The following is a 12825-nucleotide window of genomic DNA, read 5'->3' as shown; positions in this document are numbered from 1 at the left end:
TCAGTGCCAGATGTACTGACTGACACACCGCCTTCGCGAGCAAGCCCGCTCCCACATTTTTTAGAGCGCGAACGGCAGTTGGATCGTCACTTGCTGGCGTTGCGCCAGGCGATGCTCGAACTCGGCTGGGTCATGAATCAACACATCCTGCCCGGCAAACGACTCAGCCGCGATCAGGCGTGACAGCCAGAACCGTACACACGCCACTCGCAGCATCGTCGGCCACAATTCGGCCTCCTTGGCGGTAAACGGACGTAGCCCGGCATAGGCGCCAAGCAATGCGCGGGCACGTTGGCCGTCGATCACGCCGTTTTCGTCCGAGCACCAGTCATTCAGCGCGATCGCCACGTCATACAGCATCGGGCCGGAGCAGGCGTTGTAGAAGTCGATCAGGCCTGTCAGGTGCGTGCCTTCGAACATCGCGTTGTCGCGGAACAGGTCTGCGTGAATGTTCGCGCGCGGCAGGGCGAGGATCTGCGTCTTGTGGGCTTCGATCTCGTCCAGCGCGTCTTGCAACAAGCGCTGCGGAGCTGCCTCCAGATGCGAAATCAGCTGCGCACCTTCACTGAGCATCCAATCCAGGCCGCGATCGGTCTTGCGTTCCAGCACTTTGTCGCCTTGTGTCGCCAGGTGCAGATGGCCGAGCAGTTCGCCGACCTGGGCGCAGTGCTGGGCGTTGGCGTGCTTGATGTGCTTGCCGGCCAGGCGCGGTTGCAGCAGCGCCGGTTTGCCTTTCAGCTCGCGCAGGGCCTGGCCGTCGGTGGTGCGCAAGGCGTAGGGCACGGGCAGGTCGGCGTCGTGGAGCACGTCGAGCAGTTCGATGAAGAACGGCATTTCGGCGACGGGGCCGCGTTCAACCAGGGTCAGGACGAATTCGCCCTGTTCCAGGCTGATAAAGAAGTTGGTGTTTTCGCTACCGGCGGCAATTCCCTGGAAATCAAGCAGGCGGCCGAGCCCGTAAGGGGCGAGAAAGGTTTCCAGCTCGGGCCGAGCCAGGGGGGTGAACACAGACATGGTTAAAACTGCCAGTACGGGCGCCGCAGGGCGCGGCGCCAATTTAAGTTAAGAAATCATTTCCATTCGAAAATCTTCCATGACGGGATCAGCATATCCGGCTGGTCAGAGCGGATGAAGTTCGCATCGGTGCCGTCCGCGCGCACCAGGAAATACGGGGGTGCACCCTTGGGCGTGACCTTGATCGCGTACAGGAAGCCATTTTGGCGGTATTCCTGGATGGTTTTGTCGCCTTCGGTGCGGATCGTGACCTCAGGGTCACCACCGGGGGCGCTGTCGGCTGCCGTGGCGGCCAGCGGCAGGAGTGCAATCAAGCCGGTCAACAACAAGCGATTCGCTGTACGCATGATAACCTTGTCCCTTTGTCGTCATTGGTCCGGCTATTCTAGCGCCTGACCCGCCGAAAAGGTTGATCCTGCTCATGAGCCAAGCCCCCCTCGTCCTGGTGGACGGTTCTTCTTATCTGTACCGCGCCTTCCACGCGTTGCCCCCGCTGACCACCTCCAAAGGCCTGCCGACCGGTGCGGTCAAGGGCGTGTTGAACATGCTCAAAAGCCTGCGCAAGCAGTATCCGGGCAGCCCGTTCGCGGTGGTGTTCGACGCCAAGGGTGGGACCTTTCGCGACGACATGTACGCCGAATACAAGGCCAACCGCCCGAGCATGCCCGATGACATGCGTGTGCAAATCGAGCCGCTGCACCAGAGCGTGATCGCCCTGGGCTTCCCGTTGCTGTGCGTCGAAGGCGTCGAGGCCGATGACGTGATCGGCACCCTGGCCCGCAGCAGCGCGGCGGCCAACCGCCCGGTGGTGATCTCCACCGGTGACAAGGACATGGCGCAGCTGGTCGATGGGCACATTACCTTGGTCAACACCATGACCGGTAGTTCGATGGATATCGACGGCGTAAAAGAGAAATTTGGCGTCGCTCCCGAGCAGATCATCGATTACCTGGCGTTGATGGGCGATTCGTCCGACAACATCCCGGGTGTTCCGGGCATTGGGCCGAAGACGGCTTCCGGCTTGCTGGTGGGCGTGAATGGCGGGATCAAAGAGCTCTACGAGCAGTTGGATATTGTGCCGACCTTGCCCATCCGTGGCGCCAAGACGCTGCCGGCCAAGCTCGAAGAGCATCGGGAGATGGCGTTTCTTTCCTACCAATTGGCGACGATCAAGTGCGATGTGCCGCTGGACGTGGGCCTGGATGACCTGCACCTGATCGAGCCGGATCGCGAAAAACTGCTGGAGCTCTACACGCTTCTGGAGTTCAAAAGCTGGATTGATGAAATTCAACGCGATGCCAAGCGTGTCGAGCTTCAGGCCGCGCCTGTTGCCGAAGAAACCGTTGAAGCCGCAGCGCCTGTGGAAGCCGCCTACACCACCATCCTCGACCAGGCTACGTTCGATGTCTGGCTGAAAAAGCTCAACGACGCGAAGTTGTTCGCCTTTGATACCGAAACCACCGGCATCGACGCCCAGCAAGCGCAGTTGGTTGGGGTTTCTTTCGCCATTCAGCCCCATGAAGCGGCCTACATCCCACTGACCCACTCCTACATCGGCGTGCCGCAGCAGTTGGACCGCGATACCGTCCTGCTGGCCCTGAAACCGCTGCTGGAAGACCCGACCAAGCTCAAGGTCGGCCAGCACGCCAAGTTCGACATGAATATCCTGGCCAACTGCGCCATCGGCGGCGACCCGGCCCACGGCATTACCGTGCGGGGCATCGCCTTCGACACCATGCTCGAATCCTACGTGCTCAACTCCACCGCAACCCGGCACGACATGGACAGCCTGGCCAAGAAGTACCTGGACTACGACACCGTCAGCTTCCAGGACATCGCCGGCAAGGGCGCCAAGCAGCTGACGTTCGACCAGATCCCTCTCGAACAGGCAGGTCCTTACGCGGCTGAAGATGCAGACGTAACCCTGCGCCTGCATCAGGAACTGCATGCACAACTGACGACCATCCCGAGCCTGGCCAGCGTGTTGACGGACATCGAGATGCCGTTGGTCCCCGTGCTCGCGCGCATCGAGCGCCAAGGCGCGCTGGTGGATGCAGCCCTGCTCGGTGTGCAGAGCGTCGAACTGGGCGACAAGATGGTCGAGCTGGAGCGCCAGGCCTACGAGATTGCCGGCGAGGAGTTCAACCTCGGTTCGCCCAAGCAGCTCGGCGCGATCCTCTACGAGAAACTCGGTTTGCCGGTGCTGAAAAAAACCGGCAAGGGCCAGGCGTCTACCGCTGAGGAAGTATTGGCCAAGCTGGCCGAAGATGACTATCCGCTGCCCAGGGTGCTGATGCAGTACCGCAGCATGAGCAAGCTGAAAAGCACCTACACCGACCGCCTGCCGGAGCAGATCAACCCGCGCACCGGGCGTATCCACACCTCCTATCACCAGGCGGTGGCGGCGACCGGGCGTTTGTCGTCCAGTGATCCGAACCTGCAGAACATTCCGGTGCGTACCGCCGAGGGTCGTCGGATTCGTCAGGCGTTTGTCGCGCCAAAAGGCTACAAGCTGCTGGCAGCGGACTATTCGCAGATCGAACTGCGGATCATGGCGCACCTGTCCAAGGACGAAGGCTTGATGAACGCCTTCCGCGACAACCTGGACGTACACACGGCCACGGCGGCCGAGGTGTTCAAGGTTGAACTGGATGAGGTCACCACGGATCAGCGCCGCAGCGCCAAGGCGATCAACTTCGGCCTGATCTACGGCATGGGCGCGCAGAAGCTGGGCAAGGATATTGGCGTCGATACGAAGACGGCCAAGGCGTATATCGATGTGTACTTCGCCCGCTACCCGGGTGTTCGCGAGTACATGGAGCGCACCCGCGCCCAGGCGGCGGATCAAGGTTATGTCGAGACCTTCTTCGGCCGTCGCCTGTACTTGCCGGATATCAACTCCAACAAGCCGCAGGAGCGCGCGGCGGCAGAACGCACCGCGATCAACGCGCCGATGCAGGGCACCGCTGCAGACATCATCAAGAAAGCCATGGTGCGGGTGGACAACTGGCTGGCTGATTCGGACCTGGATGCCAAGGTGATCCTGCAAGTGCACGATGAACTGGTGCTGGAGGTGCGTGAGGACCTGGTCGCCGAAGTCAGCGAGAAGATTCGCGAGCACATGAGTGCTGCGGCGCAGCTGGATGTACCGCTGCTGGTGGAGGTGGGCGTGGGCAACAACTGGGACGAAGCGCACTGATTCCGGGGTTCTGCTGCCACCTGAGGGTGGTGGCAGAGTGCTTTAGATCAGATAACGCCGTCAGTTATTTCCAATAGTTTTTTGCACCTGCCGGAACTTAACCCGTGAACGGCTACTCAGAGTTACTGAATGGGTGGTGAAGCCCTTCAATGCTCCTATGTTGTGTTAAGTGTTGGCAGATATCTGGACCCCGCCCTAGCGGTCCGGAACTTGAACCCCGAACTTCCCCTCCCCATACGAAGTCCGGGGTTTTTTTTGCCCGCAGAAAAGTTACTCGGCGATTTCCGCGCCCTTGTCGGCCAATTCCATCCAGTCGGCGAGCACGGTGTAAGCCTCTTCCAGGCCCAGGCGCTTCGGTGCCGAGAACAGCTGGATGGTGATCGCGTCACCCCAACCTTTACGGATTTCCGCCTGCACTTTGAGCAGGGTGTTCTTGGCTGCACCGTAGGTCAGCTTGTCGGCCTTGGTCAGCAGGATGTGCATCGGCATGCCGCTGGCGACCGCCCAGTCGAGCATCAACAGGTCGAAGTCGGTCATTGGATGACGGATGTCCATCATCAGGATCAGACCCTTCAGGCTCTCGCGGCCACCCAGGTAAGCCTCCAGGTGACGCTGCCAGTGCAGCTTCAGCGGGATAGGTACTTTCGCGTAACCGTAGCCCGGCAGGTCGACCAGACGCCGATCTTCGTCTAGCTTGAAGAAATTGAGCAGTTGCGTGCGGCCCGGGGTTTTCGAGGTGCGTGCCAGGCTGGCGTGGGTCAGGGTGTTCAGCGCGCTGGACTTGCCGGCGTTGGAACGGCCGGCAAAGGCGACTTCAAAGCCTTCGTCATCGGGGCATTGGTCAACTTTGGCGGCGCTGAGCATGAACGTGGACTGTTGGCACAGGCCGAGGATGGGGTTCTTGAGTTGCATGAGATTTCCGATGTGGGCGGTGCCGAGAAAGGGTGCGGCAAGCGGTGTCGTTTCCGTTTCAGTAGCGCCAGTATATAATGCCGCAGATTTTGTGTGTGCTTTGTCCCAGCGAAGGATGAGGTTCACGGGAGCGAAAGACCTTTATTGCGCATTAGAACGCAAAACGCTCTCAAACCCTGAAAAGGTCGATGTATGACCCGATGGTTGCTCGCTTTGGGTGTCCTGATTCCGCTTTATGGCGCTCAGGCTACACAGGAACCGGAAGCGGTGTACAACCGAGTTTGCGTGGCTTGCCATGCCGGCCAGTTGCCCAGCGCCCCCAAACGGGGTGACCAGGCAGCTTGGGCGCCAAGACTGGCGCAGGGCATGGACACGCTGGTGCAACACGTGACCCAGGGTTTCAAGGCAATGCCGCCGCGTGGTTTGTGCATGGACTGCAGTACTGAGGATTACCAGGCCGTCATTCAGTTGATGGTGAGTAAACCCGGTAGATAACTCTTAAACCCCTTAGCCGTAGTTGGATTAGCTGATGAACAAACTGATCGTGAGTCTGCTGTTGACCCTGGGCATCACCGGTGTTGCCCATGCTGCAGGCGACGCTACAGCGGGCCAGGCGAAAGCCGCCGTGTGTGGTGCTTGCCATGGACCGGATGGCAACAGCCCGGCGCCGAACTTCCCCAAACTGGCCGGCCAGGGTGAACGCTACCTGACCAAGCAGATGCACGACATCAAGGATGGCAAGCGCACGGTGCTGGAAATGACCGGCCTGCTGACCAACCTCAGCGATCAGGACCTGGCGGACATCGCGGCCTATTTTGCCAGCCAGAAGGGCAGCGTGGGAGCTGCTGATCCGAAACTGGTCGCCCGTGGCGAGAAGTTGTTCCGTGGCGGCGACCTGGAAAAAGGCCTGCCTTCCTGCATCGGCTGCCATTCGCCAAATGGCGCTGGTATTGCTGCCGCAGGCTTCCCGCACTTGAGCGGCCAGCACGCCACCTATATCGCCAAGCAGCTGACCGATTTCCGTAAGGAAGAGGCCGGGCGAGCCAACGATGGCGACGCGGCGATCATGCGCACCATCGCCCGCAAACTCAGCGATGAAGACATCGCGGCGGTCTCCAGCTACATCCAGGGCCTGCACTAAGGTGCACGCAACGTTAACGCTCGATTAATCCGTCGATGCAAGCATAAAAAGGGTGGCTTAGGCCGCCCTTTTTTGTGGCCGGTGCCGTTACACTAACGAACTCATGCCCGCGTAGACCTGTCACAACAAAGGTCGCGTGAGGCGACTTTATTTGTCCAGGAGTAAAGCATGCGTAATCTGATCCTCAGCGCCGCTCTCGTCACTGCCAGCCTCTTCGGCATGACCGCACAAGCTGCCGACGTGCCGCTTGAAGCCGGTAAAACCTATGTTGAATTGACCAATCCTGTACCGGTTTCGGTGCCTGGCAAGATCGAAGTGGTGGAGCTGTTCTGGTACGGCTGCCCGCATTGCTACGCCTTTGAGCCGACCATCAACCCATGGGCTGAAAAACTGCCTAAAGATGTGAATTTCAAGCGTATCCCGGCCATGTTCGGCGGCCCTTGGGATGCCCACGGCCAACTGTTCCTGACCCTGGAAGCCATGGGTGTGGAGCACAAGGTCCACAACGCGGTCTTCGACGCGATCCAGAAGCAAGGCAAGCGCCTGACCAAGCCTGACGAAATGGCTGACTTCGTGGCCACCCAGGGCGTGGACAAGGACAAGTTCCTGGCCACCTTCAACTCCTTCGCCATCCAGGGCCAGATCAAACAGGCCAAGGAACTGGCGCAGAAGTATGGCGTGCAAGGCGTACCGACCCTGATCGTCAACGGCAAATACCGATTTGACCTGGGCACTGCCGGTGGTCCGGAGGCTGTCCTCAACGTCGCCGACCAACTGATCGCCAAAGAGCGCGCAGCCAAGTAAGGGGCCCGCCATGCGCCGCTGGGGGACTGAACGTGTGGTTGGCCTGCATGACCCGCAGGTCAACGAGCACCACCTGGAATCCACAGGCCTGCCGGCCGACAGCCGGCTGCGCCTGCTCAGCTTCAATATCCAGGTGGGCATCAGTACCGAGAAATACCGGCACTACCTCACCCGTGGCTGGCAGCACCTGCTGCCCCACAACGGTCGCGCCGGTAATTTGCAAAAAATCGGCAACCTGCTGAGCGACTTCGACCTGGTCGCCTTGCAGGAAGCCGATGGCGGCAGCATCCGCTCCGGTTACGTCAATCAGGTCGAGCACCTGGCCCAGCTTGGGGCCTTCCCCTACTGGTACCAGCAGCTCAACCGCAACCTCGGGCGCCTGGGCCAGCACAGCAATGGTGTGCTCAGCCGCTTGAAGCCATGGGCGATCGAAGATCACCCGCTGCCCGGCCCCAAGGGGCGCGGCGCGATCCTCGTGCGGTTTGGCGAAGGCCCTGAAGCCCTGGTGGTGGTGATGATGCATCTGGCGTTGGGTGCCCGCACCCGCACGATGCAACTGGCCTACATCCGCGAGCTGATCGGCAATTACAAACACCAGGTGCTGATGGGTGACATGAACACCCACGCCAGCGACCTGCTGAACAATTCCCCGCTGCGGGACCTCGGGTTACTGGCGCCGCAAGTCGAAGCCACGTTTCCCAGCTGGCGCCCGCAACGTTGCCTGGACCACATCCTGCTGAGCCCGACCCTCACGCTCGAAAGCGTGCAGGTCTTGGCTCAGCCCATTTCCGACCACCTGCCGGTCGCGGTAGAGATTCGCCTGCCGGGTTCGCTCACGGCCGATGCATTGCCCGCGTTGAGCCCTGGCCCCCGCGGACCCCTTGCATGAGCGACGACGCCCAGCGCTGGAAAGAAAAATACCTGTTAAGCATCGAGCAACAAGAAAAGCTCGAACGCCGTTGGGCTGCCCGCCTCGACCTGCTGCGCCGAGGGCTGGTGCGCAGCACGCTGGCGGCGGAAGGCACCGACCGCGCGGTCGACCAATGCATGAAGGAAATGCGCGACGTAGTGCGCACTGACGACATGGACGCCGCCCTCGCCGCCCTGCTGCCACGCCTGGAAAAGGCCGTGCTGGACTCCGAGCAGCGCCGCGAAACCCGGGTCGAGCAGATCAGCACCGCGCTGACGGCACTGGTCGCGCAGCTGCAAAAACTGCCGTTGCCCCGTGACGTCGCGCGCCCGCTGAAAACCTTCGCCAAGCAATTGGACAGCCGAGTGGGCCAGGCGCGGGAGATCCCGCTGCTGCTCAGTGAGTTGAGCAGTCTGCAAGGGCAGGCGCTGGATAACCTGGAGCCGGATGGCGAAGCCCCACGCTCCGGGCCAGGGCTGCTGCAACGCCTGTTTGGTGGCAAGGATGTCGCCAATGAGGCGCCGGTGAGTGAGCCTGCGGCGGTCGTCGCTGTGCCGCCCGCGGCTGCGAAGCCGGCGCCCGAGCCTGTGCCCCAGGAGCCCGCGCAGTCTGAAGAGTTGTCCGAGGCGCTGCGGGCTTTCGCGCCACTGCCGCAAACCACGGCCGCCCCGGCACTAGAAGTCGCCAAGCCAGCGGTCGCAGTTGACGCGCCGGTCCACGCTGCGGCGCCTGTCGCTACACCAGAGCCCGAGCCACAGCCCGAGCCGCCCGAGCCGCCCGCGCCGCAGGCCGAAGCGCCTGTCGCCGAAAGCGCACTCGCCACCTTTGTCGAAGCGCCGCGGGTGCCGGTCGAAGCGCCGGAGCAAACCGTCATCGGCAGCCTGTCGCTGCCGCCGGTGCTGGAGCCTGCCGATCCCGACGAACTGCAATCAGAGGGCATCTACGCCCTGCCCGATTCGCCGGAGCCGTCCTACAGCTCCGTGGCCAAGCATATCGAAGATACCCTGCTCGGCCTGCTCGAAGACCTGTCGTTGCCCGAACGCCACCGGCCACAGGCCGAGGCGATGCGCGAGCGCCTGGCCCATGGCTTGAACTGGTACGAACTGCTGCCGATCCTCGATGATCTGGCGGTGTTGATGCTGGCGATCACCGACAGCGGCCAGCATGAGTTCGAGGCCTATCTCAAGCAGCTCAACGAGCGCCTTGAAGCGTTCCAGGGCCATCTGCAAGTGGCCAGCGATGGGCATGCCGACAGCCGTGACGCTGCTCGCGAGCTGGATACGCAGATCCGCGAGCAAGTCGATGGCCTGCAAAGCAGTGTGCAGGAAGCGGCTGACCTGGACAGTCTCAAGCACGTGTTGGAAAGCCATCTGGAAGGCCTGCTCGGCACCATGGACCAGCACCAGCAACAACGCGACCAGCGTGAGCAGGAAGTCGCGGCGCGCTTGAAAGGCTTGGCCGAGCGGGTGGCGAGCATGGAGCAGGAAGCCCAGGGCTATCGCGAGCACCTGGAAGTGCAGCGCCAGAAAGCCCTGCTCGACCCGCTCACCGGGCTGCCCAACCGCGCGGCCTGGAGCGAACGCCTGGACCACGAGGTCAATGCCTGGCACCAGCGCGGCAACAGCCTGTCGCTGGCCATGCTCGACCTGGACCACTTCAAGCGGATCAACGACGGTTACGGCCACTTGGCGGGTGACAAGGTGCTGAAAATCATCGCCAACGTCCTGCGCAAGCGCCTGCGTTCGACCGATTTCATCGCCCGTTTTGGCGGCGAAGAGTTTGTCTTGCTGATGCCCAACTCATCCCTGGCGGATGCGCTGGCGGTAGGTGAGGTGTTGCGTGCGGCCATCGAGGCATGCCCGTTCCACTTCAAAGGCGAGCCGGTGACGGTCACCGTGTCCATGGGCGTGGCGCAGTTCCTGCCGGGCGAGCGCAGTGACCTGGCCCTCAAGCGCGCCGATGCGGCGTTGTACCGGGCCAAGGCGGCGGGACGCAACCGGGTCCAGGCGGCGTAAAAGATGTTCCATTTTGTGATTTGAGCGCCGCGTCACAAACCGTACGTTACACTGTTGCATTATCGTCTTCAGCGTACTGCCTTCTGCCATGAAATCCTTATCCATTGCCTTTATGTTTCTTCTGCTCGCGGGTTGCGCCAGCGGCCCGCGCCTGGACACCAGCTACCCTTCGGCGAACCACGACAACCGCGTGCAGTTCGTGATCGTCCACTACACGTCCACCGACCTCGAGCGCTCCCTGGCACTGCTGACCCACGGCCAGGTCAGCAGCCACTACCTGATCGGCGACGACGCCTCTGGCAAGATCTACAAGCTGGTGGATGAGAGCCAGCGCGCCTGGCACGCCGGGGAAAGCGAGTGGATGGGCCGCACGTGGCTCAACTCCAGCTCCATCGGCATCGAAATCGTCAACCCGGGCTATCGCGACACGCCGACGGGGCGCGTGTGGTATCCGTATTCCGAAGCGCAGGTAAAGTCGCTGGTGGTGTTGCTCAAGGACATCAGCAAGCGTAATGGCATCGACCCGAAGAACATCATTGGCCATAGCGATATTGCGCCGCTGCGCAAGCTCGACCCAGGCCCGTTGTTTCCGTGGAAGCGCCTGGCCGATGAAGGCCTGGGAGTGTGGCCGGATGCCCAGGCAGTGGCGCGGTTCCAGGTGCAATACGCCGCCGACCTGCCGAGCATTACCTGGTTCCAGGAAGAATTGGCCCGCCTGGGCTACCAGACACCGCAGACCGGCGAGCTGGATGTGGCCACGCGCCATGTGATTGCAGCGTTCCAGATGCACTTCCGGCCGTCGCTGTTTGATGGCACGCCCGATGCCGAGAGTGCAGCGATCCTGCGGGCCTTGAACCGCCGCTGATCTATGGCAGGTGAGCTTGTTGTGGTGATGGGGTTGCTGTAGCCAGGGCGCTTGTTGTGGCGAGGGAGCTTGCTCCCGCTGGGCTGCGAAGCGGCCCCAGAATTTTTGGGAGCGCTGCGCACTCCAGTGGGAGCAAGCTCCCTCGCCACAGGTTCCGGTAGCAAGTTCCTACAGCGGCAGCGCCATATAGAACTGCGTCCCCTGCCCCGGCCGCGAATACACGCCCATGCGGCCCCCGTGCAGTTGCACGATCTCCTTGCACAGCGCCAGCCCCAGGCCGGCGCCGCCTTTCTTGCGGCCCACCTGGACGAACGGTTCGAAAATGCGCCCTTGCTGGCCATAGGCAATGCCTTCGCCGTTGTCCTCGACGCTGACAATCACCCGTTCCCCATGCCGCCGCGCCTGCAGGCGGATCTGCCCGCCCTCGGCGGTATGGCGCAGGGCGTTGGCCAGCAGGTTGTCGAGCACACGCTCCAGTTGCGGCTGGTCGGCGTACAGGCGTGGCAGGTCGGCCTGCGCTTCTACCAGCAGTTCGATGTTCTGCGCATTGGCAGGTTCGGCGAAGCGCGCACGCGCGTGCTCCAGCAGATCGTTCACGTCACACGGCCCCAAGGTGAGTTTTTGCAGGCCGTTCTGGTAGCGCGAGAAGTTGAGCAAGTCGTTGATTAACTGCATCAGGCGCTGCATTTCTTCGTTGACCGTATCCAGCAGGTCCGCCTCGCGGGACTCCGCAGGAAACTTCGCACGCTCGCGAAACAGACCAAACGCCATGTGCATGCCGGTCACCGGTGTGCGCAACTCATGGGAGGCGCGCAGCACGAACTCACTGCGCACCCGTTCAAAGGCGCGCTGTTCGGTGACGTCATGCAACACCATCACGGCGCCGAGGATGTGCCCCTGGGTATGGCTCACGGGCGTGAGGCTGTAAGTCAGCAGGCGCAGTTCACCCTCGACTTCCACTTCCAGGTCTTCCGGCGCGCGCTCCAGGTTGCCGCCGCGCAGCACCAGTTGTAGCTGCTCATCCAGCTCGGGGCGCATCAAGGCTTCGCCCAAGCCCTGGCCGAGGCGTTCCTCGTCCCAGCCCAATTGGCGTTGTGCTACCGGATTGAGGTGTTCCAGGCGGCCTTGGCGGTCGATCATCAGCAGGCCGTCGTCGATGCTGTCCAGCACGGCTTGCAGGCGCTGCTGGCCGGCGAGCAGTTCATCGATATTGGTCGCCTGATGCTGGCGCAGGGCCTCGGCCATGATGCCGAAGCGCCGTGTCAGTTGGTTCATCTCCGCCGCTGAAGAAATCGGCAGCGTCACCTCGAAATCGCCCTGGCCGATCTTGTCCGCCGCCTTGGCCAGCGCCTCGATAGGCCCGCCAAAACGCCGGGCGATGCCATGGGCGGTGACAAAGCCGATAATCAGCACCGCCAGGCCCACAAGGCCGAGCAAGCCGGCGATGAGCAAGGCGCGTTCGCGGGATTTGTGTTCGCTGGTGCTGATGTTTTCCAACGCCTGCTTGTGTTCGGCGATCAGGCCGTTGCGCAGCACGTTGAAGGTGTCGGTAAGCTTGTCCTTGGTACCTGGCGGTGGCGAGGCCTGCTGGGACTGGTCAAACGCGTCCAGCAGGTTCTGGTACTCGCCCCGGGCCTGGCTGAAACCGGTGCCGTGGCCGTCGCGCTGTTCATGGGCGATGCCCTGGTCCAGCAGGTCGAAGTAGTGCTGCTTCGACGCTTGCAGGGCTGCAGGGTCGGGGCGTTGCTCCAACATCATCATCAGTTGGTCGCCCAGGCTCTGGCGCAGCTTGAGGCCCAGGTCCAGGGTGATGAAGTTGCTGCGAATCAGCGACTCCTGGGTCTTGGCCATTTGCATGACGCTGACCAGGCCCAGGATCAGGCCCAGCAGGGCGACGGTGATAAGCGCTGAGATACTCAGGAACAAGCGAGTCCGCAGCTTCATCGCTAACTTCATAAGGTACAG

General features: G+C 62.0%; 11 protein-coding genes. 7 read left to right on the top strand and 4 right to left on the bottom strand.

What is annotated here, in order from left to right; genetic code table 11:
- Nucleotides 1–60: 60 nt before the first annotated feature.
- Together NUV89_RS13645 and NUV89_RS13640 are read right to left on the bottom strand one after the other, a co-directional pair.
- Nucleotides 61–1014 (bottom strand): homoserine kinase, encoded by a 954-nt coding sequence (locus tag NUV89_RS13645; protein WP_257781722.1) that lies wholly within the window; start codon nt 1012–1014, stop codon nt 61–63.
- A gap of 56 nt (nt 1015–1070) precedes the next feature.
- Nucleotides 1071–1361, bottom strand: coding sequence for a DUF2782 domain-containing protein (locus NUV89_RS13640; RefSeq protein WP_017734691.1), 291 nt, complete (start codon nt 1359–1361; stop codon nt 1071–1073).
- Nucleotides 1362–1435: 74 nt separating this feature from the next.
- Here NUV89_RS13640 and polA point away from each other — a divergent pair, with 74 nt between their 5' ends.
- The gene (gene polA / locus NUV89_RS13635) at nt 1436–4213 is read left to right on the top strand and encodes a DNA polymerase I (protein WP_257781721.1); all 2778 of its coding nucleotides are present in this window, start codon (nt 1436–1438) and stop codon (nt 4211–4213) included.
- 270 nt (nt 4214–4483) lie between these two features.
- Here polA and yihA read toward each other — a convergent pair whose 3' ends face one another.
- A complete protein-coding gene (gene yihA, locus NUV89_RS13630; protein WP_124527086.1) occupies nt 4484–5125 on the bottom strand; it encodes a ribosome biogenesis GTP-binding protein YihA/YsxC in 642 nt (213 codons plus the stop codon).
- A 192-nt stretch (nt 5126–5317) separates the two neighbouring features.
- On the opposite strand from yihA, the gene NUV89_RS13625 reads away from it, so the two are divergent.
- From NUV89_RS13625 to NUV89_RS13600, 6 genes are all read left to right on the top strand, one after another.
- A complete protein-coding gene (locus tag NUV89_RS13625) occupies nt 5318–5620 on the top strand; it encodes a cytochrome c5 family protein (RefSeq protein ID WP_257781720.1) in 303 nt (100 codons plus the stop codon).
- 34 nt (nt 5621–5654) lie between these two features.
- Nucleotides 5655–6266, top strand: coding sequence for a cytochrome c4 (locus NUV89_RS13620; protein ID WP_017734687.1), 612 nt, complete (start codon nt 5655–5657; stop codon nt 6264–6266).
- Nucleotides 6267–6434: 168 nt separating this feature from the next.
- Complete coding sequence (dsbA, locus tag NUV89_RS13615; protein WP_257781719.1) at nt 6435–7070, top strand: thiol:disulfide interchange protein DsbA; 636 nt, start codon at nt 6435–6437, stop codon at nt 7068–7070.
- Nucleotides 7071–7080: 10 nt separating this feature from the next.
- Nucleotides 7081–7959 carry an endonuclease/exonuclease/phosphatase family protein gene (locus NUV89_RS13610; RefSeq protein WP_017734685.1) on the top strand — a complete coding sequence of 293 codons (879 nt, stop codon included), beginning with the start codon at nt 7081–7083 and terminating at the stop codon, nt 7957–7959.
- On the top strand, nt 7956–9995 hold the full coding sequence (locus NUV89_RS13605) for a GGDEF domain-containing protein (protein ID WP_257781718.1): 2040 nt from the start codon (nt 7956–7958) through the stop codon (nt 9993–9995). The genes NUV89_RS13610 and NUV89_RS13605 overlap by 4 nt, the downstream gene beginning before the upstream one ends.
- A gap of 88 nt (nt 9996–10083) precedes the next feature.
- Entirely contained in the window at nt 10084–10860 is a 777-nt protein-coding gene (locus NUV89_RS13600; protein ID WP_257781717.1) for an N-acetylmuramoyl-L-alanine amidase, read from the top strand.
- A gap of 168 nt (nt 10861–11028) precedes the next feature.
- Here NUV89_RS13600 and NUV89_RS13595 read toward each other — a convergent pair whose 3' ends face one another.
- Complete coding sequence (locus NUV89_RS13595) at nt 11029–12816, bottom strand: KinB sensor domain-containing domain (RefSeq protein WP_257781716.1); 1788 nt, start codon at nt 12814–12816, stop codon at nt 11029–11031.
- Nucleotides 12817–12825: the final 9 nt, after the last annotated feature.

Origin of the sequence: Pseudomonas sp. 18.1.10, assembly GCF_024655625.1 — a bacterium.
GTDB lineage: Bacteria > Pseudomonadota > Gammaproteobacteria > Pseudomonadales > Pseudomonadaceae > Aquipseudomonas.
Note: the sequence above shows the minus strand (reverse complement) of the source record. Positions and strands in the feature narration are given on the sequence as shown.